The 22,123-nt window shown below is 62.1% G+C and carries 17 protein-coding genes; 7 read left to right on the top strand and 10 right to left on the bottom strand.

Annotated features, from left to right (window positions below; all coding sequences use genetic code 11):
• Positions 1 to 251: 251 nt before the first annotated feature.
• From sucD to sdhC, 8 genes are all read right to left on the bottom strand, one after another.
• Positions 252 to 1,124 (bottom strand): succinate--CoA ligase subunit alpha, encoded by an 873-nt coding sequence (gene sucD, locus C3418_RS14040; protein WP_005300222.1) that lies wholly within the window; start codon positions 1,122 to 1,124, stop codon positions 252 to 254.
• The gene (gene sucC, locus C3418_RS14035; RefSeq protein WP_005300220.1) at positions 1,124 to 2,290 is read right to left on the bottom strand and encodes an ADP-forming succinate--CoA ligase subunit beta; all 1,167 of its coding nucleotides are present in this window, start codon (positions 2,288 to 2,290) and stop codon (positions 1,124 to 1,126) included. The genes sucD and sucC overlap by 1 nt, the downstream gene beginning before the upstream one ends.
• 106 nt (positions 2,291 to 2,396) lie before the next feature.
• Positions 2,397 to 3,590, bottom strand: a complete 1,194-nt coding sequence (gene odhB, locus C3418_RS14030) for a 2-oxoglutarate dehydrogenase complex dihydrolipoyllysine-residue succinyltransferase (RefSeq protein ID WP_103858743.1) — start codon at positions 3,588 to 3,590, stop codon at positions 2,397 to 2,399.
• 86 nt (positions 3,591 to 3,676) lie between these two features.
• Positions 3,677 to 6,487, bottom strand: coding sequence for a 2-oxoglutarate dehydrogenase E1 component (gene sucA, locus C3418_RS14025; protein ID WP_010674498.1), 2,811 nt, complete (start codon positions 6,485 to 6,487; stop codon positions 3,677 to 3,679).
• Between the two features lie 114 nt (positions 6,488 to 6,601).
• Positions 6,602 to 7,318, bottom strand: a complete 717-nt coding sequence (locus tag C3418_RS14020) for a succinate dehydrogenase iron-sulfur subunit (protein ID WP_010674497.1) — start codon at positions 7,316 to 7,318, stop codon at positions 6,602 to 6,604.
• Between the two features lie 17 nt (positions 7,319 to 7,335).
• On the bottom strand, positions 7,336 to 9,102 hold the full coding sequence (gene sdhA, locus C3418_RS14015; protein ID WP_103858742.1) for a succinate dehydrogenase flavoprotein subunit: 1,767 nt from the start codon (positions 9,100 to 9,102) through the stop codon (positions 7,336 to 7,338).
• A gap of 1 nt (position 9,103) precedes the next feature.
• The gene (gene sdhD, locus C3418_RS14010) at positions 9,104 to 9,448 is read right to left on the bottom strand and encodes a succinate dehydrogenase, hydrophobic membrane anchor protein (RefSeq protein ID WP_010674495.1); all 345 of its coding nucleotides are present in this window, start codon (positions 9,446 to 9,448) and stop codon (positions 9,104 to 9,106) included.
• Positions 9,442 to 9,831, bottom strand: a complete 390-nt coding sequence (gene sdhC / locus C3418_RS14005; RefSeq protein WP_029314418.1) for a succinate dehydrogenase cytochrome b556 subunit — start codon at positions 9,829 to 9,831, stop codon at positions 9,442 to 9,444. The genes sdhD and sdhC overlap by 7 nt, the downstream gene beginning before the upstream one ends.
• 423 nt (positions 9,832 to 10,254) lie before the next feature.
• Here sdhC and C3418_RS14000 point away from each other — a divergent pair, with 423 nt between their 5' ends.
• The 3 genes from C3418_RS14000 (at position 10,255) to C3418_RS13990 (ending at position 12,571) form a co-directional block, all read left to right on the top strand.
• Positions 10,255 to 11,541, top strand: a complete 1,287-nt coding sequence (locus C3418_RS14000; protein ID WP_103858741.1) for a citrate synthase — start codon at positions 10,255 to 10,257, stop codon at positions 11,539 to 11,541.
• A gap of 93 nt (positions 11,542 to 11,634) precedes the next feature.
• Positions 11,635 to 11,949 carry a DUF4377 domain-containing protein gene (locus tag C3418_RS13995; protein ID WP_042863768.1) on the top strand — a complete coding sequence of 105 codons (315 nt, stop codon included), beginning with the start codon at positions 11,635 to 11,637 and terminating at the stop codon, positions 11,947 to 11,949.
• 97 nt (positions 11,950 to 12,046) lie between these two features.
• Positions 12,047 to 12,571 (top strand): GNAT family N-acetyltransferase, encoded by a 525-nt coding sequence (locus C3418_RS13990; RefSeq protein WP_103858740.1) that lies wholly within the window; start codon positions 12,047 to 12,049, stop codon positions 12,569 to 12,571.
• Between the two features lie 69 nt (positions 12,572 to 12,640).
• On the opposite strand, the gene fabB is transcribed toward C3418_RS13990, so the two are convergent.
• Complete coding sequence (gene fabB, locus C3418_RS13985) at positions 12,641 to 13,852, bottom strand: beta-ketoacyl-ACP synthase I (protein ID WP_029314417.1); 1,212 nt, start codon at positions 13,850 to 13,852, stop codon at positions 12,641 to 12,643.
• Between the two features lie 90 nt (positions 13,853 to 13,942).
• Between fabB and mnmC the strand changes: the two genes are divergently transcribed.
• Complete coding sequence (mnmC, locus tag C3418_RS13980) at positions 13,943 to 15,958, top strand: bifunctional tRNA (5-methylaminomethyl-2-thiouridine)(34)-methyltransferase MnmD/FAD-dependent 5-carboxymethylaminomethyl-2-thiouridine(34) oxidoreductase MnmC (protein ID WP_181023104.1); 2,016 nt, start codon at positions 13,943 to 13,945, stop codon at positions 15,956 to 15,958.
• Between the two features lie 118 nt (positions 15,959 to 16,076).
• On the opposite strand, the gene C3418_RS13975 is transcribed toward mnmC, so the two are convergent.
• Positions 16,077 to 16,682: a DUF922 domain-containing protein gene (locus tag C3418_RS13975; RefSeq protein WP_103858738.1), complete on the bottom strand. Its 606-nt coding sequence runs from the start codon at positions 16,680 to 16,682 to the stop codon at positions 16,077 to 16,079.
• Between the two features lie 323 nt (positions 16,683 to 17,005).
• Between C3418_RS13975 and dcuC the strand changes: the two genes are divergently transcribed.
• The 3 genes from dcuC (at position 17,006) to C3418_RS13960 (ending at position 22,021) form a co-directional block, all read left to right on the top strand.
• Entirely contained in the window at positions 17,006 to 18,358 is a 1,353-nt protein-coding gene (dcuC, locus tag C3418_RS13970) for an anaerobic C4-dicarboxylate transporter DcuC (RefSeq protein WP_010674486.1), read from the top strand.
• Positions 18,359 to 18,448: 90 nt separating this feature from the next.
• Complete coding sequence (locus tag C3418_RS13965; protein ID WP_029314413.1) at positions 18,449 to 20,098, top strand: bifunctional UDP-sugar hydrolase/5'-nucleotidase; 1,650 nt, start codon at positions 18,449 to 18,451, stop codon at positions 20,096 to 20,098.
• Between the two features lie 279 nt (positions 20,099 to 20,377).
• Positions 20,378 to 22,021 carry a hypothetical protein gene (locus C3418_RS13960; protein ID WP_043154071.1) on the top strand — a complete coding sequence of 548 codons (1,644 nt, stop codon included), beginning with the start codon at positions 20,378 to 20,380 and terminating at the stop codon, positions 22,019 to 22,021.
• Positions 22,022 to 22,123 lie beyond the last annotated feature (102 nt).

Genomic DNA, 22,123 nt, shown 5'->3' with positions numbered 1-22,123 from the left:
TAAATGGCGAAGAAACGGTCTAAATAGGCTGATTCAAGGCATTTACGGGAGAAAAGATCGGCTCAAACTGAAAAAATGAAATGACTGAGTCAGCCGAGAAGAATTTCCCCGCTTATTCGCACCTTCCCTAAAGCAAGGAACACTCTGACGCCGTGTAAATAAAACTACTTCTTGGCGATCCCGCTATCACTAACCTCCATATAAAATGCCGCCCTAGGGCGGCATTTTGCTATCTGAGATAACAGGCTAACTTACCAGCCGGTTACTTCACGCAGGGCCTTGCCGATATCGGCCAGGGAGCGCACGGTTTTCACGCCGGCATCTTCCAGGGCGGCAAATTTCTCGGCCGCGGTGCCTTTGCCACCGGCGATGATGGCGCCCGCATGACCCATGCGCTTGCCAGCCGGGGCGGTGACGCCCGCGATGTAGGAGACCACCGGCTTGGTGACGTGGGCCTTGATGTAGGCAGCCGCGTCCTCTTCGGCGTTGCCGCCGATCTCGCCGATCATCACGATGGCTTCGGTCTGCGGGTCATTCTGGAACATCTCCAGAATGTCGATGAAGTTGGAGCCCGGGATGGGGTCGCCACCGATACCGACGCAGGTGGACTGGCCGAAGCCCTCATCCGTGGTCTGCTTGACCGCTTCATAGGTCAGGGTGCCGGAGCGGGAGACGATGCCCACCTTGCCCGGCTTGTGGATGTGGCCGGGCATGATGCCGATCTTGCACTCACCCGGGGTGATGACACCCGGGCAGTTGGGGCCGATCATGCGCACGCCGGTTTCCTGCAGCTTCACCTTGACGTCCAGCATGTCCAGGGTCGGGATGCCTTCGGTGATGGTGACGATGAGCTTGATACCGGCATCGATGGCTTCCAGGATGGCGTCCTTGCAGAACGGCGCCGGCACATAGATGACGGAGGCGGTGGCGCCGGTGGCTTCCACGGCGTCACGGACGGTGTTGAACACCGGCAGGCCGAGGTGAGTGGTGCCACCCTTGCCGGGGGAGACGCCGCCGACCATCTGGGTACCGTAGGCAATCGCCTGTTCGGAGTGGAAGGTACCCTGACCGCCGGTAAAGCCCTGGCAGATCACCTTGGTGTCTTTGTTGATCAGAACGCTCATTATTTGGCCTCCGCTGCTTTTACCACTTGTTGAGCTGCGTCAGTCAGACTCGTTGCGGCGATGATATTGAGGCCGCTGTCGGCCAGTTTACGGGCACCCAGTTCGGCGTTGTTGCCTTCCAGACGCACCACCACGGGCACTTTCACCCCCACTTCCTTGACGGCGCCGATGATGCCTTCCGCGATCATGTCGCAGCGCACGATGCCGCCAAAGATGTTGACCAGCACGGCTTGTACCTTGCTGTCGGAGAGGATGATCTTGAAGGCCTCGGTCACGCGCTCCTTGGTGGCGCCGCCGCCGACGTCCAGGAAGTTGGCCGGGGAACCGCCATGCAGGTTGACGATGTCCATGGTGCCCATGGCCAGGCCCGCGCCGTTGACCATGCAGCCGATGTTGCCATCGAGCGCCACATAGTTCAGCTCCCACTGGGCGGCGTGCGCTTCGCGGGGGTCATCCTGGGACGGGTCGTGCATCTCGCGCAGCTTGGGCTGACGGTACAGGGCGTTGGCGTCGATGTTGATCTTGCCGTCCAGGCAGTGCAGGTTGCCCTTGTCGGTGATGACCAGGGGGTTGATCTCCAGCAGGGCGAAATCGCAGTCCAGGAACATCTGGCCCAGGCCCATGAAGATCTTGGTGAACTGCTTGATCTGATCGCCGACCAGACCCAGCTTGAAGGCCAGCTCGCGGGCCTGATAAGGCTGCGGGCCTACCAGGGGATCGATGGCCGCCTTGTGAATGAGTTCCGGGGTTTCGTGGGCGACTTTCTCAATCTCCACACCACCTTCGGTGGAAGCCATGAAGACCACGCGGCGAGAGCCACGGTCGACCACGGCGCCCAGGTACAGTTCCTTGGCAATGTCGGTGCAGGACTCCACCAGGATCTTGGTAACCGGCTGACCATTGGCGTCAGTCTGATAGGTCACCAGGTTCTTGCCGAGCCAGTTCTGGGCAAAGGCGCGGATCTCGTCCTTGCTCTTGGCCAGCTTGACGCCGCCCGCTTTACCGCGGCCACCGGCGTGGACCTGGCATTTGACGACCCAGGTGTTGCCGCCAATCTTGTCGGCCGCTTCGGCCGCTTCCTGCGGGGTGGCACAGGCATAACCTTCGGAGACCGGCAGGCCATACTCGGCAAACAGCTGTTTTGCCTGATATTCATGCAGATTCATAGATGCTCTATCCGTGTTGTAGGTATTTCCGTCCGGGGCTCGTGTTTCTCAATCCCCTGTGAATGGGGGCCTGGGCGGCCCCTCGTTATCTTTCAGTCACGCTTGCTCAGACATCCAGCAGCAGACGGGTCGGGTCTTCCAGGAGCTCCTTGATGGAGACCAGGAAGCCCACGGACTCGCGGCCGTCGATGATGCGGTGATCGTAGGAGAGCGCCAGGTACATCATCGGCAGGATCTCGACCTTGCCGTCGACGGCCATGGGGCGGTCCTGGATCTTGTGCATGCCCAGAATGGCGCTCTGGGGCGGGTTGATGATGGGGGTGGACATCAGGGAGCCGAACACGCCACCGTTGGTGATGGTGAAGTTGCCACCAGTCAGTTCATCCACGGTCAGCTTGCCGTCACGGCCCTTGCCCGCCAGATCCTTGATGGCCTTCTCGATGTCCGCCAGGCTCATGTTGTCGCAGTCACGCAGCACCGGGGTCACCAGACCACGGGGGGTGGAGACAGCGATGCTGACGTCGAAGTAGTTGTGGTAGACGATGTCGTCACCATCCAGCGCGGCGTTCACTTCCGGGTAGCGCTTGAGGGATTCGACCACGGCCTTCACATAGAAGGACATGAAGCCGAGCTTGATGCCGTGCTTCTTCTCGAAGATCTCGCCGTACTGCTTGCGCAGCTTCATGATGGGCGCCATGTTGATCTCGTTGAAAGTGGTCAGCATGGCGGTGGTGTTCTTGGCCTCCAGCAGACGCTCGGCGATGCGCTTGCGCAGACGGGTCATGGGCACACGCTTCTCGGTGCGACCGGCCAGCGGCGCGACCGGTGCGGCAGCCATAGGAGCGGCAGCAGTCGGCGCAGCCACCGGAGCCTTGCCCAGATTCTTGATGAAGGCTTCCACGTCTTCCTTGGTGACACGACCACCCTTGCCGGTGCCGGTCAGCTTGGCGACGTCGATGTCGTGCTCGGCCACCATGCGGCGCACGGAAGGGCTCAGGCCATCGGCAGCGTCATCGGCCACGGCTTCCACCGGCTTCTCGCTGGTCGCTTCACCGGCAACGGGGGCCGGCTTGAGCATGGCGATCAGCTGGCGGGAGAGCACGGTGGCCCCTTCGCTCTGCAGGATGTCGCCCAGTACGCCGGCTTCCGGCGCGGGCACTTCCAGCACGACTTTATCGGTTTCGATGTCAACCAGCACTTCGTCACGGGCAACCAGATCACCCGGTTTCTTGTGCCAGGTCGCGATGGTGGCATCCGCCACTGATTCCGGCAGGTCCGGTACCTTGATCTCGATAGTCATGTAATCAGTTCCTTGTTACTTCTTGGCCAGCAGGCTTGTTCCAGGTCAGAGAGGGTCCCGACACGGGCCCTCTCATCCACAACTCGTTATTCCAGGGTAAGGGCGTCTTCCACCAGGGCTTTTTGCTGCTTGGCGTGGACGGACATGTAACCGACAGCCGGTGAGGCCGAGGCCGGGCGGCCGGCATAACGCAGACGGGCATGGCTTGGCAGCACGCTGTCGTAGTGATGACGGGTGCTGTACCAGGCGCCCTGGTTCTGCGGCTCCTCCTGACACCAGACGAAGTCGGTGACATGGCTGTAATCGGCCAGGATGGCGCGCACTTCCTCTTCCGGGAAGGGGTAGAGCTGCTCGATCCGTACCAGGGCCACGTCCTGCTGCTCCGCCTTGCGACGGGCATCGAGCAGGTCGTAGTAGACCTTGCCGGAGCAGAAGACCACGCGCTTGACGCCTTTGGGATCCAGCGCATCGATTTCGCCGATGGCGTTCTGGAAGGTGCCCTCTGCCAGCTCTTCGAGCTTGCTCACCGCCAGCGGGTGGCGCAGCAGGGATTTGGGCGTCATCACGATGAGCGGACGGCGCATGGGGCGCACTACCTGGCGACGCAGCATGTGGAACACCTGCGCCGGGGTGGAGGGCACGCACACCTGCATGTTGTGCTGGGCGCACATCTGCAGGTAACGCTCCAGACGGGCGGAAGAGTGCTCCGGGCCCTGACCCTCGTAACCGTGGGGCAGCAGCATGGTCAGGCCACACATCCGGCCCCACTTCTGCTCGCCGGAGGAGAGGAACTGATCCACCACCACCTGGGCGCAGTTGGCGAAGTCACCGAACTGGGCTTCCCAGATGGTGAGACCGGCCGGCTCCGCGCTGGCGTAGCCATACTCGAACGCCAGGACCGCGTTCTCGGTCAGCACGGAGTCGTACACCTCGAACGGGCCCTGCTCGTCATGCAGGTTGCACAGCGGAGTGTAGGTGCTGGCATCGGTCTGACTGTGCAGCACGGCGTGGCGATGGAAGAAGGTACCGCGGCCGGAGTCTTCCCCGGTAAAGCGAATGCGGGATCCCTTGTCCACCAGGGTGGCGTAGGCCAGCGTCTCGGCGAAGCCCCAGTCCACCAGCTTCTCACCGGCGGCCATCAAGCGACGGTCTTCGTAGATCTTCTCGACCTGACGTTGCAGCACATGGGTCGCCGGGTACTGGCTGATGCGCTCACCCAGGGCCTTCAGATGATCCATGGGCACAGTGCTGTCATAGGCCATGGCCCAGTCGTGACCCAGATACGGCGTCCAGTCCACGGAGTGCAGCTCCATGGGGCGCCACTCCTTGCTCACCCGCTCGCCCCGATCCAGGGTGTCGCGATAGTCGTTGACCAGCGTGGTGGCCAGCTCCGGCGCGATGGCTCCTTCGGCGATCAGCTGATCGGCGTAGATCTTGCGCGGGGTCGGGTGCTGCTTGATCTTCTGGTACATCAGGGGCTGGGTCGCGCTCGGCTCGTCAGCCTCGTTGTGGCCGTGACGACGGTAGCAGACCAGCTCGATCACCACGTCGCGCTTGAAGGTGTTGCGGTAATCCAGGGCAATCTGGGTCACCAGCACCACGGCTTCCGGGTCATCCCCGTTGACGTGCAGCACAGGGGCCTGCACCGCCTTGGCGATGTCGGTGCAATATTCGGTGGAGCGCAGGTCACGGATATAGGAGGTGGTGAAGCCCACCTGGTTGTTGATGACGATGCGCACCGTGCCGCCCACTCCATAGGCACGGGTCTGGGACATGTTGAAGGTCTCGGCAACGACCCCCTGCCCCGCGATGGCGGAGTCACCGTGGATGGTGATGGGCAGGACGCTGGAGCCGTCCTTGTCACCGCGACGGTCCATACGGGCACGCACGGAGCCGATGACCACGGGGTTGACGATCTCGAGGTGCGACGGGTTGAAGGCGAGCGCCAGGTGGACGTTGCCGCCCGGGGTGGCGAAGTCGGAGGAGAAGCCCATGTGGTACTTCACATCCCCTGTGCCCCAGGATTCGCCGTGCTTGCCGGCGAACTCGTCGAACAGGTCCTGAGCGCGCTTGCCCAGTACGTTGATGAGCACGTTGAGGCGACCGCGGTGGGCCATACCGATGACGGCTTCCTTGCAACCCTGCTCACCGGCGCGGCGAATAAGCTCTTTGAGCATGGGCACCATGGCATCGCCCCCTTCCAGGGAGAAACGCTTGGCCCCCGGGAACTTGGCACCCAGGTATTTTTCCAGCCCTTCGGCGGCGGTCAGGCTCTCGAGGAAGCGGGTCTTCTCTTCGAGGGTATAGTTGCCCTTCCCTTCGATGGATTCCAGCCTGTCTTGCAGCCAGCGCTTCTCCTCGGTGGAGGTGAGGTGCATGTAGTCGGCGCCGATGCTGCCGCAATAGGTTTTCTTCAGCGAGGCATACAGATCGGAGAGCACCATGGTCTCGCGACCGATGGCGTAGGAGCCCACATTGAAGGTGGCCTCCATGTCTGCACCTTGCAGGTTGTGGAAGGCCGGATCCAGCTCGGCGACCGGCTCGCGCTGCCACAGACCCAGGGGGTCCAGGTTGGCGTTCTGGTGACCGCGGAAGCGGAAGGCGTTGATCAGTTGCAGTACGCGAACCTGTTTGGCATCCACCTGGGGATCGGAGACGGGAGCGCTGTAACGGGAGGAGTCCTTGGCCAGGCGGCGGAAATAGTCGCGAACCTGGGAGTGGGGTTGTTCTACTGCATGTCCGTTGACCTGGGGCAGCGACTGGAACAGGCTGCGCCATTCGTCGGCAACGGAGTCGGGGTTTTCCAGGAAGGATTCGTACAAATCCTCAATGTAGCTTGCATTCGCACCAGCCAGGTGAGATGACTCCAACCAGGCCTTCATCACGCCGTTATGCATTTCTATCCCTTGTACATCTTGTTCGCTGCACTGCAGCTTGTAGGGTCATAGCCATCCCGGGGCGGGATGGCTATCCAGAGGTCGGGCCCGGCGCAAGGCGCCCTGGCCCCGATACTACACGGCTCGGTTGAGCAACATCGACTTGATCTGACCGATGGCCTTGGTCGGGTTCAAGCCCTTGGGACAGACGTTCACGCAGTTCATGATGCCGTGGCAGCGGAACACGCTGAAGGCGTCATCCAGGTTGCCCAGTCGCTCACTGGCCGCAGTGTCGCGGCTGTCCGCCAGCCAGCGATAGGCGGCGAGCAGGCCGGCCGGACCGATGAACTTGTCCGGGTTCCACCAGAAGGAGGGGCAAGAGGTGGAGCAGCAGGCACAGAGTATGCACTCGTACAGGCCATCCAGCTTGGCGCGCTCTTCGGGGGATTGCAGGTGCTCACGCACGGGCGGCAGTTTTTCGTCGTTGATGAGGAAGGGTTTGACCTTCTCCCACTGGGTGTAGAACTGGGTCATGTCGATCACCAGATCCCGGATCACCGGCAGACCGGGCAAGGGTCGAATGACGACCTTGCTGCCCTTCTTCAAGAGATCGGAGAGCGGCGTGATGCAGGCCAGACCGTTCTTGCCATTCATGTTGAGACCGTCAGATCCACATACCCCTTCGCGGCAGGAGCGGCGGAAGGCGAGCGTGGGATCAAGCTCCTTGAGCTGGATCAGTGCGTCGAGCACCATCATGTCGGAACCTTCAGGAATATCAAGACGATAATCCTTCATATACGGGACGTTATCAACGTCCGGATTGTATCTGTAGACAGAGAATGTGACGTTCATTGTGCTTGGCTCCGCAATCAGTAAGTCCGGACCTTGGGCGGGAACGCCTCACGGGTCTTGGGTGACATGTTGACAGCGCGACGGGTCATGGACTCGGTGTCCGGATGATAGAGGCTGTGGCACAGCCAGCTCTCATCGTCACGCTCCGGGAAGTCGAAGCGGCTGTGGGCGCCACGACTCTCGGTACGGAAGTTCGCCGCCACCGCGGTGGCATAGGCGGTCTCCATCAGGTTGTCCAGCTCCAGGCACTCGATGCGCTGGGTATTGAACTCCTTGGAGGTGTCGTCCAGACGGGCGTTCTTGAGACGCTCGCGGATGAGTTTCAGCTCGGCCAGCCCTTCTGCCATGGCATCCCCTTCCCGGAACACGGAGAAGTTGTTCTGCATGCAGCGCTGCAGGTCCTTGCGGATCTGGGCCGGGTCTTCCCCGTCACGGTTGTTTTCCCAGCGGTTGAAGCGCTCCAGCGCCTTGGCGATGTCGGCGTCGGTGGCTTCCGTGCCGTGCTCCATCGAGCCCAGGGTCTCCACCAGGTGCATGCCGGCAGCACGACCGAACACAACCAGATCCAGCAGCGAGTTGCCGCCCAGACGGTTGGCACCGTGCACGGAGACGCAGGCGATCTCGCCCACCGCGAACAGACCGACAACCGGCACGTCGTTGCCATCCTTGTCCTGGGTCAGGCACTGGCCGTTCACGCTGGTCGGCACGCCGCCCATCATGTAGTGGCAGGTCGGGATGATGGGGATAGGCTCTTTGACCGGATCCACGTGGGCGAAGGTGCGAGAAAGCTCGCAGATGCCCGGCAGACGGGATTCCAGCACCTCTTTGCCGAGGTGATCCAGCTTGAGCTTGATGTGCGGGCCCCAGGGACCGTCGCAGCCACGGCCTTCGCGGATCTCGATCATGATGGAACGGGCCACCACGTCGCGACCGGCCAAGTCCTTGGCGTTCGGCGCATAACGCTCCATGAAGCGCTCGCCGTCCTTGTTCAGCAGGTAGCCGCCTTCACCGCGGCAACCTTCGGTCACCAGTACCCCTGCCCCGGCGATGCCGGTCGGGTGGAACTGCCAGAACTCCATGTCCTGCACGCCGACCCCGGCGCGCAGCGCCATGCCGACGCCGTCACCGGTGTTGATGTGGGCGTTGGTGGTGGACTGATAGATGCGACCGGCGCCGCCGGTGGCGAGCACGGTAGCCTTGGCCTTGAAGTAGACGACTTCACCGCTCTCCATGTCGATGGCGGTACAGCCGACGATATGACCATCCTGGTTCTTCACCAGATCCAGGGCATACCACTCGGAGAAGACGGTGGTCTTGTTCTTGACGTTTTGTTGATACAGGGTGTGCAGCAGGGCGTGACCGGTGCGGTCGGCTGCCGCCGCAGTGCGGGCAGCCTGCTCACCGCCGAAGTTCTTGGACTGACCGCCGAATGGACGCTGGTAGACGGTACCGTTGTCAAAGCGGGAGAAAGGCAAGCCCATGTTCTCCAGCTCATAGATGGCCTCGGGGCCGGTCTTGCACATGTATTCGATGGCTTCCTGATCACCGATGTAATCGGAGCCCTTGACGGTGTCATACATGTGCCACTGCCAGTTGTCGTCGTGGGCATTGCCCAGGGCGACCGTGATCCCGCCCTGGGCGGAGACCGTGTGGGAACGGGTCGGGAAAACCTTGGATAACAGGGCGCAGCTCTTGCCGGACTGGGCAATCTGCAGCGCGGCGCGCATACCGGCGCCACCGGCACCGATCACGACCGCATCAAATTCACGAGTTGGAATAGTCACCTTACACACCCCACAGCACGACGAAACCAGTCATCACATAGACAAACAGCACCACCACCAGCACAAACTGCAGCGCACCGCGCAGTCCGACCGGCTTGATATAGTCGGTCAGCACCTGCCACAGACCGATCCAGGCGTGGATCAAGACGCATACGAGCGTCAGCAGGGTGAAGACCTTGGTGAAGGTGTTGGAGAAGAAGCCGGTCCACACCTCGTAGGTGATGTCGTTGAACGCGACAAAGCCAACCAGATAGAGGACGTAGCACGTCATGATGAGGGCGGTGGCGCGGATCAGGATGTAATCATGAACACCGCTGCGCCCGAAAGTTGCAGAATTGGTTACCATACCAGTACCCCCGCCAATACCGCCAAAACCGCGGTGATCACGAAGGCCACACGGGCACTCTGATTACCGGATTCCAGCTCTTCCCAATAGCCCATGTCCATGACCAGGTGCCGCAGACCGCCCACGATGTGGTAAGCCAGCGCGGTCAGGATCCCCCACAGCACGAACTTGACCAGGAAGTTGTCCATGATGGCAACGACCGATTCAAATCCTTCGGGAGAGGCGAGTGAAGTACCAAGCATCCACAGCAAGATGGCCAATGCCACAAAGGTGATGACCCCTGAGACACGATGCAAGATGGAAGCGATGGCGGTGACAGGAAAGCTGATCGTCTGTAGGTCGAGGTTTACAGGTCTCTGTTTGTTTTTCACGGCTTTGCCCACTCAGCTCCATTGAGCACGTTAGTTATTGTTTTCACACGCTTTGAGGGCGAGGAGTGGCATTTGTTAGGTTTTTGTTACCAAAACAACTCAGGAAAGCCAAAAATAACATTTTCGATATCACATCTGGCTTTGCGAAAGCGTTTCAAACACCGACGACCATCACCCACGTGGCGCAGTATATCGGCGGCCTTAACCAATGACAATCAAATAGCTACACAGAAAATCCAAAACCGTAAACCAGATCTCACAACAGCTTTAACAAGTCATTAATGATCATCCAGCAAAATTGACAAAGACATGGTTCTCTGGTTCAAATAAGGCGCTCCAGCCGCCGTGGTACGGGTAAGAACCTTTGCCAGCGTCATAACAGTCGTAATAAAGTAGGGCTGGAACCAAATTATAAAAGAGCAAAGGAGACGTGCTATGGCTGATAAGATAGCCACCCTACATCTGCCCGGAAAAGAGCCGGTTGAACTGCCGATCCTCTCCGGTACCGTTGGACCCGATGTGATCGATGTCAGAAAGCTGGGCACGCAAGGATATTTCACCTTCGACCCCGGCTTCATGGCCACCGGTTCTTGCAAATCTTCCATCACCTACATCGATGGCGACCAGGGTGTCTTGCTGCACCGCGGTTACCCCATCGCCCAGTTGGCCACCCAGGCCAGCTACCTCGAAGTCTGCTACATCCTGCTGTACGGCGAGGCCCCCACCAAGACCCAATATGCGGAATTTGAACGTCTGGTCACCCGCCACACCATGGTGCACGAGCAGATCGCCTTCTTCTTCCGCGGCTTCCGCCGCGACGCCCACCCCATGGCCGTCATGTGCGGCGTGGTCAGCGCGCTGTCCGCCTTCTATCATGACGCCCTCGACATCAACAACGAGGAGCATCGCGAGATCTGTGCATTCCGTCTGCTCTCCAAGATGCCGACCCTGGCCGCCATGTGTTACAAGTACTCCATCGGCCAGCCCTTCATGCAGCCGCGCAACGCCCTCTCCTATGCAGGCAACTTCCTGCACATGATGTTTGGCGTGCCGACCGAAGAGTACAAGGTCAACCCCATCATCGAGCGCGCCATGGACCGCATCTTCACCCTGCATGCGGACCATGAGCAAAACGCCTCCACCTCCACCGTGCGTCTGGCCGGTTCTTCCGGTGCCAACCCGTTTGCCTGTATCGCCGCGGGGATCGCCTCCCTGTGGGGCCCGGCCCACGGTGGTGCCAACGAAGCCTGCCTCAAGATGCTCGAAGAGATTGGCTCCGTGGATCGCATTCCCGAGTACATCGGCCGCGCCAAGGACAAGAACGATCCGTTCCGTCTGATGGGCTTCGGTCACCGGGTCTACAAGAACCACGACCCCCGTGCCACCGTAATGCGCGAAACCTGCCACGAGGTACTGACCGAGCTGCAGATCAAGGATCCGCTGCTGGACGTGGCCATGGAGCTGGAACGCATCGCGCTGTCCGACCCCTACTTCATCGAGAAGAAGCTCTACCCGAACGTGGACTTCTACTCCGGCATCATCATGAAGGCCATCGGTATCCCCATGTCCATGTTCACCGTGATCTTCGCCATCTCCCGTACCATCGGCTGGATTGCCCACTGGAACGAGATGCACTCGGACCCGGATCAGAAGATCGGCCGTCCCCGTCAGCTCTACACCGGTCAGCCCCTGCGCGAGTTCGTGCCCCTCGACCAGCGCTGAGCCCGATCTGTCATGGTTTGTTACAAAGGCGGTCATTGACCGCCTTTTCTTTTGCAGGTTTAATCGCGCCCTTTTACGCCAAGGACATTCATCATGAAATCTCCCCTGCTCCTCAGCTCCGCCCTCCTGCTCAGCGCCTGCCAGAGCGCCCCGACCACCGAAACCCTCTATATCCAGGACAAGTTGGCAGACTGCGTCGGTGTCGCCCCCATGAAGTGCATGCAGGTGCGCAGTCAGCCGGGAGAGAACTGGAGCCTCTTCTATCAGCAAATCGAAGGCTTCACCTTTGAACCGGGCTTTCGCTATCAACTGGAAGTGAGCAAGGAGCAACTTGCCGATGTGCCGGCCGATGCCCCTTCCTTGCGCTACCAGCTGATCAAGGTCGTGAGCAAGGAGCCGGTTCGCTGACGAGTCGCTGACAGGTAACCCGGTTTCGTTTGTGTGCTCTCTGAGGTATGCTGTCACCCCTTTTTGCCACGGTTTGAGTACGGACCCGACCCGCATCATGATCACGATCCGCACCATCCGCACGCCAGACTGGCCCGCCATCATGGCCATCCAGCACGAGTGTTATCACCAGTTCGAACCCGAGCCCCTCGAGGTGATGCAGAACAAAACCGAGCTGGCCCCCGCCTGCTGCTGGGTGGCCGAGCGTCAGGGCAAGGTGCTGGGCTACCTGCTCTGCCACCCCTGGCGTGCCCACCAGCCCCCGCCCCTCTCGGTGCCGATGAAGGCGCTGGCCGGCCACGACGAGTTCTATCTGCACGATCTCGCTGTCTCGAGCAAGGCACGCGGCCTGGGTGTCGGACAGCGACTGCTGGCAAGGGCACTCGCTTTCGCGAGCCATGCTGGATATCGCCATGCAGGCCTGGTGGCGGTTCAGGATGCCCCCGCCTTCTGGCGCAAGCAGGGGTTTGTGCCCGCCGACACCGGCAAATCGCTGGTGGAGTATGGTGACGGGGCTGTCTATATGCGGTTGCCCCTGGCAGACAGCGGTCCCGAACCGGGAACCATCAGCAGAGTTCAATAAAAAGAGTTCAATAAAAAAGGCGCCTTTCGGCGCCTTTTTCTATTTCGCGTTGCGCTCCCCACGGGGAGATCAAGCCTTGAACTTGCTGAACACCAGAGAGGCGTTGGTACCGCCAAAGCCGAAGCTGTTGGACATGACGGTATTGAGGTCGGCCGCTTCGTATTCACGCACGATGGGCAGGCCCACGGCTTTCTCGTCCAGGTTCTCGATGTTGATGCTGGGGGCGATGAAGCCGTGTTCCATCATCAGCAGGGAGTAGACGGCCTCATGCACGCCGGCGGCGCCCAGAGCGTGACCGGTCATCGCCTTGGTGGCGGAGAGCTTGGGTGCATTGCTGCCAAACAGGGTCTGAATGGCTTCCAGCTCCTTGGTGTCACCAACCGGAGTAGAGGTACCGTGAGTGTTGATGTAGTCCACCTTGCCGACACCCTGCATCGCCATCTTCATGCAACGCACGGCGCCTTCGCCACTCGGGGCCACCATGTCGTAGCCGTCGGAGGTCGCACCGTAACCGGTGATTTCGGCGTAGATGTGGGCACCACGGGCCAGGGCGTGTTCCAGCTCCTCGACCACCAGGATGCCGCCACCACCGGAGATGACGAAGCCGTCGCGGTCCGCATCATAGGTGCGGGACGCTTTTTCCGGGTTGTCGTTGTACTTGGTGGAGAGCGCGCCCATGGCGTCGAACTGGATGGTGGAAGACCAGTCAAGCTCCTCGCCGCCACCGGCAAAGATGATGTCCTGCTTGCCAAGCTGGATCAGTTCCAGGGCGTGACCGATGCAATGGGCAGAGGTCGCACAGGCGGAGCTGATGGTGTAGTTGACACCTTTTATCTTGAACGGGGTGGCCAGGCAGGCGGAGGTGGTGGAGGACATGGTACGCGGCACCATGTAGGGACCCACCCGCTTGACGCCCTTTTCACGGGCGATATCGGCAGATTCGGAGGTGTTCTTGCCGGAGGCGCCGCCGGAACCGGTCACGATGCCGGTACGCTCGTTGGAGACCATCTCTTCCGGCAGGCCGGCATCTTCGATGGCCTGCTGCATGGAGAGGTAGGCGTAGGCCGCGGCGTCACCCATGAAACGCATGACTTTACGGTCGATCAGTTCAGACGGATCGAGTTTGATGTTACCCCAGACACGGCTGCGCAGGTTGTACTGCTCGAACTGCTCGGAATAGGTGATGCCGGATTTGCCTGCTTTCAGGGAGGCCAGCACCTCTTCCTTGTTGTTGCCGATACTGGAGATGACGCCGATACCGGTGATCACTGCTCTTCTCATTAATTCATCTCGTCTGGAAAAACTGGCACCGAGTCTACCCGCTTTCGGCTGCCAAACTGGTCTGCTTTCACGTAGAATGCCCGCGATTTTGTGACGCGAGCCGAGGAAAACGTGAGTCAAACATCCTTACATCATGCCCGATTGGACTGGAACGAAGCGGGAACTCCAGTCTCCAGTGAGTTCGGGGATGTGTACTTTTCCAATGATAACGGTCTAAGTGAAACCCGCTACGTCTTTTTGCAGCAAAATCGACTGCCAGAGCGATTTTCGCACCACGATAGTGACAGTTTCGTGATTGGTGAAACAGGTTTCGGTACAGGACTTAACTTTCTGGCCACAATGGCCGCCTTTCTGGAACAGGCCCCCCTGTCCGGCAACGGATCCCGGCTGCACTTCATCAGCGTCGAGAAATACCCTCTTACCCAGGCCGATCTGCGCAAGGCCCTGGCCGCCTGGCCCGAGCTCGCCCCCTTGAGCCAGCCTCTCATCGACCAGTGGCCGTTGCCGGTCTCCGGCTGCCATCGCCTGCTCTTTGCCGATGGCCGCATCCGTCTCGATCTCTGGTTTGGCGACATCAAGGAGATGCTGCCCCAGGTGCCCCATCCGGCAACTGGTCTGGTGGACGCCTGGTATCTGGACGGTTTCTCCCCTGCCAAGAACCCAGAGATGTGGACCCAGGATCTCTTCGACGATCTCGCTCGCCTCGCCCGCCCCGATGCCACCCTCTCGACCTTTACCTGCGCCGGTTTCGTGCGACGGGGGCTGATTGCCGCCGGCTTTGCCATGAAGAAGGTGAAGGGCCACGGCAGCAAGCGGGAGATGCTGGCGGGTGTTCGGGAAGGCAAAGTGCCGCAGCAGAGCATCGCCCCCTGGTATGCCCGCCCCGCAGGGCGGGAGGGAGAGGTGCTCATCATCGGTGGCGGCATCGCTTCCGCCATGACGGCGCTCTCTCTGGTGGAGCGGGGTCGGCACGTCACCTTGCTGTGCGAAGACGGCGAACCGGCCAGCGGCGCTTCCGGCAATCGACAAGGAGCCCTCTACCCCCTGCTCAACGGCGAGCACGATGCCCTGTCGCGCTTCTATTCGCTGGCCTTCGGCTTTGCCAGAAACCGGCTGCTGGCTTTGGCAAAGCACCACCCCGTCGCCTTCTCCCTGTGTGGCGTCACCCAACTCGGCTACGACGACAAATCCGCCGCCAAGCTTGCCAAGATGAGCCAGGGCCCCTTCCCCCCCGAGCTGATGCACCCACTCTCGGCAGCGGAGGTTGAGCAGGTGGTCGGCCTGCCCTGCGATGCGGATGGTGTGAGCTATCCCCTGGGGGGCTGGCTCTGTCCGGCGGATCTCACCCGCGCCGCCATCAGGGAGGCGCAGGCCAGCGGGCGGCTGGAAGTGGTGTTCAATGCCGCTGTAACCCGCATTGCCGAAGAGGCCGATGGCTGGCACCTGGAGAGCCGGGATGGCCGCCAGTGGCGTGCCCCCAATCTGGTGGTGGCAGCCGGGCATCAGTTGCCAGCCCTTCTCCCCTTTGCCGAGCTGCCGCTCTATCCGGTGCGCGGCCAGGTGAGCCATGTGCCGACCACGGCTGGCTTGAGCCAGCTCAAGAGCGTGCTCTGCTACGATGGCTACCTCACACCGGCCCACAACGGCGCGCACTGCATCGGGGCCAGCTATGGCCGCAACCAGACCGATCTAGCTTACCGCACCGACGAGCAGGAGCAGAACAGGGCGCGGCTGCAAGCCTGTGTGCCCCAGCAGCGCTGGCCTGCCGAGGTGGATGTGAGCGGTGCTCTGGCCCGCATCGGGTTGCGCTGCGCCAGCCGGGATCACCTGCCGGTAGCCGGGCCCGTCGCCCGGTTGGCGGCGCTGGCGGATCATGACGTCAACGCCCCCGCGGATCAGCAGAGCGCACTGCCCCTGCACGCCGGCCTCTACGTGCTGGGGGCGCTCGGCTCCCGGGGTCTGTGCTCGGCGCCCCTGTGCGGCGAACTGGTCGCCAGCGAGATCTGCGGCGATCCCCTGCCGCTGGCCGCCGATCTGCTGGAGGCGCTCCATCCCGCCCGCTACTGGGTGCGAAGGCTGCGCAGGGGCAAGCCACTGCGCGACTAGCCACCCAGGAGCCGGGGCTGCCAGCCTCCACGCTATTGGCGCACCAACAAAAAAACGGGCTCAATCAGCCCGTTTTTTTATGTTTCCCATGAGCGGCCATGGGACTGTACACGTGTTATCAGCCAGCCCTGGGCCAGACGACCCCCAGCTTGCGACCCTGATCGGTCTGGCGGGCCAGGCTGTCGAACCGCGCCCGGGTGGCCTCCAGCACCGCCTGCCCTGCCTGCCAGCCCTGATGCTCCAGAGTTGGGCAATCCCGGGTCACCGGCAACTGGGCGAGGCGCGTGCCAAGCTGGCTCACGCTCTCCAGCAGGATGTCCTTGTGACGACTCTCGTAGTCAAACATGGCGGCCACCAGCTTGTCCCACTTCTGGCGCTCCTTCGCGGGCGCACGGGCCTTGTCCATCCAGTTGGGCACCCTGACCTGGATGCGGGCACGGACGCTGGCCTGCTCCAGCTCGCAGCGCGCCGCCGTCGCCTTCGTCTGCAACTGCCAGGAGAGCTGATAGCTGGCCTTGCCGATGTGCCCGTCCGCCTGGGTGGGCGACAAGGCGGTGATCTGGCGCATCACGGCCCCCACATCGGCCCCGGAGACCCGATAGAACTGGAAGTCGACCTTGATATCGGGGGCGACCTTCACACCGGCATAGTGGGAAGGTACAGCACCGATTGAGGCGGCATAAATGAGGGCCACCGTCACCCCTGTCTTGCTGAAGAGTCCCATCTGTCCGCGGCTTTGCTCCTTGTGAGTCCCGGCTTAATTTCAATTAATAATCAATGAATTAATAACCCGATTGGGAGATTACCCCTGATCCAGCCCCCTGTCATCCGCTCTTGGCACCCGGTTGCTGCAAACGTGCGAGTCATCACCCCGGCTCAGGCGGGGATTTGCAGTCGAGATCACAAGCTGCCATCGAACGGATGGTGAAACACTCCTTAGTGGGTAATATCCGCAGTGTTTTTGTTGGCCGATGCCGGATAGTCCAGCGCAACCCTCTGGTGAGCCCTGGCAGGCCACCCCCTCACTTCAACTCTTGGGAAGGTTTTATGATAGAACTCCTGATCGGCACCCTGGTCACCCTGGCCGTGGGTCGCTACATCTTCAAGGGCTACTCCGCCACCGGGGTACTGCTCAGCGGCGGCCTGCTGCTGCTGGCGATCACCGCCCTGATGGGCAAGGCGGTGCTGCCGGCGAGCGTCCCCTCTACCGGCCACATGGCCACCGACATCTTCGAATACGTGCGCTTCCTGCTGGTCGACAGGGGGGGTGGCCTCGGCATGCTCATCATGGTGCTGTGCGGCTTTGCCGGCTACATGAGCCACATCGGCGCCAACACCATACTGGTGAAGCTCGCGAGCAAACCCCTCGGTGTCATCAAGTCCCCCTACATCCTGCTGGTGGCCGCCTATCTGGTCGCCTGCGCCATGTCGCTGGCGGTGAGCTCCGCAACCGGCCTCGGGGTTCTGCTGATGGCCACCCTCTTCCCGCTGATGGTCAACATGGGGATCTCCCGTGGCGCGGCAGCGGCGGTGTGCGCCTCGCCGGCCGCCATCATCCTCTCCCCCACCTCGGGGGACGTGGTGATGGCAGCCCAGGCCGCGAACATGGAGCTCATCGAGTTTGCATTCAAGCTGACCCTGCCCATTTCCCTGGTGGCCATCGCCGCCATGGCGGTGACCCACTTCTTCTGGCAACGTTATCTGGATCAGAAGGCCGGGGAGCACAACGCCGCGGTCGCCCCGAGCGATCTCGTCACCGACGCCCCCGGCTTCTACGCCATCCTGCCCTTCACCCCCATCATCGGTGTGCTGCTGTTTGACGGCAAACTGGGGCCCAAGCTCGACATCGTCACCATCATCGTCATCTGCCTAGTGCTGGCCGCCCTGCTGGAGCTGGTGCGCAAGCGCAACGGCCGCGAGCTGCTGGACGGGCTGCAGGTGTGCTGGCGCAACATGGCCGACGCTTTCGCCGGCGTGGTGATGCTGCTGGTGGGTGCCGGGGTCTTTGCCCAGGGTCTGATGGGACTCGGTTTCATCGCCAACCTCCTGGATCTGGCCCAGAGCTTCGGTACCGGCGGCATCGTCATCATGCTGGTGCTGGTGGTCATCACCACCCTGGCGGCCTTCACCACGGGTTCCGGCAACGCCCCCTTCTACGCCTTCGTTGAGCTCATCCCCCATTTGGCCACCAGCCTCGGCGTCAACCCGGCCTATCTGGTGATCCCCATGCTGCAGGCATCCAACCTCGGCCGCACCATCTCGCCGGTCTCCGGGGTGGTGGTCGCCTGTGCGGGGATGGGCAATCTCTCTCCGTTCGAGGTGGTCAAACGTACCTCGCTGCCGGTGGCCGTCGGCCTGCTGGTAGTGATCCTCGCCACCCAGATCATGGTTCCCGCCTGACTCTTTACCGGCCCGGCTGCCGCCGGGCTGGTATCCCCCCCACCCCATGCAGTAGACTCGGTGCTCTTTTTTCCTAAGGAGGACCGAGCCTTGAGTATGACGGTTCAACTTGCCCACTTCAGCGACTGCCACTCCCATTTCGATGGCGCCCCCATGCGCTTCTCCCCCGATGGCGAGTCCGAATGGCGCACCCAGTGCGGCGGCTATGGCCGCATCCTGACCCGGCTCACCGCCCTGCGCCAACAGGCCGAGGCAGCCGGCCAGACCTGCCTGCTGCTGCATGGCGGCGATACCTTCCAGGGGTCACTTTACTTCAATCGCTTCAAAGGGCGGGCCAATGCGGACCTGCTGGCCCTCTTGCGACCGGATGCCATGGTGATCGGCAACCACGAATTCGATCTGGGCAACGGGCCGCTGGTGGAGTTTTTGCGCCAGCTCGATTTCCCGGTGCTCGCCGCCAACATCGACAACCGTCAGGAGCCCGCCGATGCCCCGCTGCGGCTGCAGGGACTGCCGCAGCTGTTTGACGCAAGCCGCCCCTGGCACAAGCGCGTCATCGACGACGTGCCCTTCGCCCTGCTCGGCATCACGCTGCCGCAGATGGCCGCCATCGCGAGCCCCGATCCCCACACCCGTTTCCACGGTATCGAAGAGACCTTGAGCCGTGCCCTCGGCGAGATCAAGGCCGCCGGCATCCAGCACATTATCCTGCTCAGCCACCTGGGTCTGGCGCAGGACAAGCGACTGGCGACCCGCTTCCCCGAGCTCAGCCTCATCGTCGGCGGACACACCCACAGCCTGCTGGGGGATCTGGCGCCGCTCGGGCTCGACAGCGAAGGCAGCTATCCCCTCATGGTGAACGGGGTGGCCATCCTGCACGCCGCCCACAGCGCCCTCTGTCTCGGGGTGTGCGAACTCACCTTCGACGAGCAGGGACGCGTGTGCCAAAGCCGCGGCCAGCTGGAGTGGTTACCCTGGGATCCCTGGCCCTTTGCTTCCCCGCCTCCTGCGGGGCTGCACTTCTGCGAACCGGCCCCCGAGCTCGAGCAGCATCTGGCCAGACGCTATCGCCCCGAGCTCGAAACCATGACCCGGCGCGTGGTGACCCGGCTCGCTGATCCGCTCCATCACCAGCGCCTGCCCGATGACAGCCTGCCCGCCGGCAGCCAGGTCGCCCCCCTGGTAGCGAGTGCCATGCTGGCCAGTGCCCGCGAACAGGTGGGTCAGGTGGACTTTGCCCTGCACAATGCCGGGGGCGTACGCTGCTCCCTCGAGCCCGGCCCCCTGACCGAAGCAGACGTTGCCGGACGCCTGCTGCCCTTTGCCATTCCCCTCACCCTCTACCGGGTGCACGGCCATGAACTGGCCGAAGCGCTGGAGGGGGCCATCGACAACGCCACCAACAACGGGGGGACGGGCAATGGCAGCGGCAGCTTCCCCTATACCGCCGGGGTGCGCTTCTGCTATCAGGCCGACAGACCCAAAGGGGAGAGGATCACTCGCCTGGAATGGGAAGCCAGCCCGGGTCAGTGGCAGCACGTCGAGCCGGATGCCATCTATCGCGGGGTCTCCAGTGCCTATACCGCCTCCGGCAAGGAGGGCTACACGGCCCTTGCCCGCACCCTGACCCAGCACAATCAGGAGCTCGGCATCACCCTGGCGGATGCCTTCCTGCGCTGGGCACGCCACCTGCCGGAACTCAGCCCCCTGCCGGCCTTGGTGGAGTATCACGGCCAGTGAATCTGGCACCGGCCCATCCCGGGTCGGTGCCGCCTTTCCCCCGCATAGGGGAATCCTGATCCGCTCCCAGGCGCAGGCCCCCTACCATGCAACCTCAGGCTGTGACGCCCGACTGCGCCAGCCCTGTCTTGTGATGGGGCCTGCCAGTGCAGCCAGAGGCGTGAAAACGATACTTTTACGAATTATTTCAGGTGCCTACACTTCTTCCATTGCATCGTGCAGCCCGGCTCGGCAAGATAAGCCCGCTTTTTCAGTCTTTCCCGCAGGAACAGGTCACCCATGAATCATGCCATCCGCTTTACCCCGCACCGCCACAATCCCGGGATCAGGCCGTCGGTCATCTTGCTCACCGCCCTGATGGCTCTGCTGTTCTGTCTGCGCAATCCGCTGTTCCACGGCATGGCCCCGGGATTTGATGCCTCCCTGTTTGCGGTGATGGGCAAGATGTGGAGCGAGGGGGGCGTACTCTATCGGGACATGATCGACATCAAGGGTCCCATGATCTTCGCCCTCGATGCACTGGGCTATGGCCTTGGTGGCTTCTTCGGGATCTGGCTGCTGGAGTGGGTGCTCTGCTGGCTGGGCCTCATGGCGAGCTGGCAGGCTTTTTCGCAGCTCGGGCTCTCGGTGCGGGCGCGACTTGGCAGCATGCTGGCCCTGCTGGCGCTCTACAGCACTCGCTACTACTACGGCAACATGACAGAGGACTGGACATTCCATCTGGCCCTCATCGCCCAGTGGGCTTTCATCACCATGCTGCTGGACAAGCGATTCAGCTGGGGACCGGCCCTGGTCGCCGCACTCACCTTCGCCATCGTGGCCTGGATGCGCACCAACAACGGCGCCTTCTGGGGTGCCTGGTATCTGGTGCTCTTCTGTCACTGGTGCCTGCGCGAGCAGTGGCGCTGCGCCTTTGCCCTGCTCTTTTCCAGCCTGCTTGGACTGGCCCTCGTCGGCGGCCCGCTCTATGCCTACTTCCAGCACCACGACGTGCTGGCCGAGTTCAAATACTACGCCTTCGGCATCTTCTTTGAAGGGAGCTACGGCAACGGCTTCTCTCCTGAGGTGGGCGCCGTCGGTCTGCTGCGCACCGGCCTCATCATGCTGCTGCCCGCCTTCCTCGTGCTGATGCTCGGGCGCCGCCAGGAGTGGTATCTCCCCGCGCTGTGCGCCACCCTGCTGGGGGTGCTGTTCACCCTGATCGCCAACTCGGTCTCCGGCCATGTGTTCGATCACTATGACGTGCTCTATCTGCAGCTTGGCCTGCTGCCGCTCGCCTGCCTGCTGGACAGAAGCGAGCAGCGATCCGATGCCCTGGGGCTACTTTGCATCTCCCTGGTGGTGCTGACCGCCAGCTGGTTGCTGGCCCAGCAGCTCGGCTATGGCTGGAGCACCAAGGAGTGGTCTCTGGAGCGGGTGCGCGAGGTGCTCGGCAACAGCCTGCTGTGGGCCTTGCCCGTGCTCATTCTGGTCCCGCTCTGGCGCGCCTGGGACGTGCGAAGCGCCACCCCCTGGCTCGCCTCGCTGGCCATGCTGGCGCTGCTGGTCAACAACGCCTGGGAAGGCAATCTCAAGGGCAGGCCGTTCAATCCCCCCGCCCAGGTCAGGGTCGATCGTATCCTGGCCGAGACGGCGCCCACCGACAAGATCTGGGTCGATGGCATCCAGCCGCAATACTACCTCTGGACCGATCGCCAGCCGGCCTCCGCCTATCTGTTCTTTGCCAACGTCAACCCGCCCTACGATGTGCGCGAGCGGGTGCTGGCTGACATCCAGCGCCAACAACCCAAATTCATCATCGCCAAACCGGAGCGGGTGGCACAGGAGCTCAAGACTCCGACCTCCCCCTCCCACCTTGCCTTCTACCAGTATCTGGCAGCCCAGTATGAAGAGGTGGACCCGGGCCTGTACCGGCGCCGCTAATCAGGCACACAGAAGGGGCCATCCTGGTGGTGGCCCCTTTTCGTTGTCGTCATAAAGAGGGGGGCCGACCATGTTCAAGGGGCCCCATCCTGACTACAATGG

Origin of the sequence: Aeromonas sp. ASNIH8 (assembly GCF_002919855.1) — a bacterium.
GTDB classification, from domain to species: Bacteria; Pseudomonadota; Gammaproteobacteria; order Enterobacterales; family Aeromonadaceae; genus Aeromonas; species Aeromonas caviae.
The sequence above is the reverse complement of the archived record's forward strand: the minus strand, read 5'-3'. Positions and strand labels throughout refer to the sequence as shown.